Below are 1,820 nucleotides of genomic sequence, written 5' to 3'. Positions count from 1 at the left end.
TTTAAAGCTGACTTTTCAATGACGGCTGGCGGCCGCCGCTTTGTCAGCGCAGCGGTAGTCTGACCTTACAAATTCTGAACAGCACGCAGGTTCCTTGCATACTGGCGCGTTGATCTATGGAGGCGCTCGTGAAACCGCACAAATGGCTGGTAAGTTTGGTGTTTGCATAAGGGATCCTCCGATCCGCCATACCCTTCCACAATCACAACCCGACGTTGACACAGCATCATATCATGAGATGCTGCGGTGAATCCGATGTCTGGTTCGAGCCCGTATTGTCAAATCTCGGCTGTGCAGCGAAGGCCTCCTCTGTAGTCTAATATATCTGGCCGGACGGTAGGAAATTGTCCTCCGCAGCATTCACCAGGACTCTGTTGTACAAAGCGGGTGAGGGATTCATGTCGTGAATCCAGTGTGGTAGCCTCCCTGCATGAGCAAACCGACATCACCTACCTACAAGACCACGAACTGGGCTGCCTACAATGAGGCTTTGAAGCGCCGCGGGTCACTGACGATCTGGTTCGACCCCGAGATGGACTGGGATGCCAAACCCTCCGGCAAGAGGGGCAGATCGCAGACGTTCAGCGACGCCGCGATCCAGACGTGCCTCACGATGAAAGTCCTGTTCGGGATGGCGCTTCGCCAGACGACTGGGTTTGTGGGAAGCCTCCTGCGGTTGACGGGACTCGATTGGGATGTGCCTAACTTCAGCACCATCTGCCGACGCCAAAAGACACTTGCGGTCAACATTCCATATCGAGGCGCGAAGGGCCCGCTGCACCTGCTTATCCCTCTCATGATTTGCGAGCAAACCACTGCCGGGCAGTGGACAGCACAGGGATCAAGGTCGAGGGTGAAGGCGAATGGAACGCGCGCAAGCACGGCGGCCCCAAACGGCGCGTCTGGCGCAAGATCCACATCGGCATTGATGAACAAACGCTGGAAATCAGAGCAGTCGAGATCACGGGCAGCAACACCGGGGATGCACCGATGCTACCTAATCTCCTCAACCAGATCCCGCACGATCAGGAGATTGGCAGTGTGACCGCGGACGGTGCATACGACACGCGCCGATGTCATAACGCCATCGCCGAGCGCGGTGCGGCTGCGGTGATACCGCCACGTCCGAGGCGCCCAGCTATGGAAGCCAACCACCGCCGGTGCCATCGCCAGGAACGACGCACTGCGCGCATCAAGATATCTGGGCCGGGCACTCTGGCGAAACTGGAGCGGATACCACCGCCGGAGCCGCGTCGAGACGAAGATGCATTGCATGAAACTGCTGGGCCAGCGGCTGATGGCGCGCGACTTTGACCGCCAAGTCGCTGAGGTTCAGGTGCGCGTTGCGATCCTGAACGGTTACACCGCCCTTGGCATCCCCGTCACGAAAGCCGTGGGATAAATCCGTCTGGGGAAAGGGGAGAACCGTCCGTCAGCTGATTTGCGCAACAGAGTCACAAAAGGGCCGAAGGTTATCGTCCATCCACTTCGTATCACGGGCAGCTGTTTGCTCAACCGCGTCATCCCAAACGGTGGCGCTGCGCTGTTGTTCTGGAAGGACCTCAATCGCGGCGGTAAGGCGTTTCGCGGCAAAACGTTCCTGCTCGCGCGCGCGTTCTGATCCGCGATATTGATCGCGTTATGTCCAACAAAAACAAGGCTTAAAAGGCCAACGCAAACGACGATAAACAGCGACCTGACAATCTGGAACGAAAGCCTGTTTAGACTAGCCTTCATGATGAAAATTATGTCCTAGACCAAGCGAATGTGGCCTTCTTCGCTGCGGTCTTAGGTGAAATCGTGCCCCCAGAACGCTATGA

General features: G+C 57.1%; 1 pseudogene. It reads left to right on the top strand.

From position 1 onward, the window contains the following. Positions 1-430: 430 nt before the first annotated feature. Positions 431-1,402, top strand: a pseudogene (locus ACGYLD_RS17320) (IS5 family transposase). Positions 1,403-1,820: the final 418 nt, after the last annotated feature.

The sequence above is a fragment of the Sulfitobacter sp. 1A12056 genome (genome assembly GCF_043558125.1).
GTDB lineage: Bacteria > Pseudomonadota > Alphaproteobacteria > Rhodobacterales > Rhodobacteraceae > Sulfitobacter > Sulfitobacter faviae.
This window is presented reverse-complemented; position numbering and strand designations above follow the sequence as displayed.